The organism is Komagataeibacter intermedius TF2, from assembly GCF_000964425.1.
In the GTDB taxonomy this organism is placed as follows: Bacteria; Pseudomonadota; Alphaproteobacteria; order Acetobacterales; family Acetobacteraceae; genus Komagataeibacter; species Komagataeibacter intermedius.
Genome location: NZ_BANF01000430.1, coordinates 1 through 260 on the forward strand (window position 1 = coordinate 1; position 260 = coordinate 260).

Genomic DNA, 260 nt, shown 5'->3' on the forward strand with positions numbered 1-260 from the left:
CTTCGGCTGTATCGTCGGACATGGGGCAGTGTGGATGGAAAGGGTGCCACGGTCGGAAATAATGGCGATGTGGTGGAGGTTCTGGCCCATGGCGATGTCGGGCTTCGCGTCCGCACGAAGGACGGGCTTGTTGCTGATGTCGAATGGCGGCGGTTTCGTGATGTGAAGACTGATCGGGTGTTGCTGGGGTTCGGACATGCCATGACGATTGATGCCGCACAGGGGCTTACTTCAGACGAGCACATCAACGCCCTGCCGCG

Annotated in this window: 1 protein-coding gene; it reads left to right on the top strand. The window is 59.6% G+C overall.

Annotated features, from left to right (window positions below; translation table 11 throughout):
• The coding region (locus B7449_RS17900) for a hypothetical protein (RefSeq protein ID WP_048883987.1) at positions 1-260 on the top strand (260 nt) is incomplete at both ends.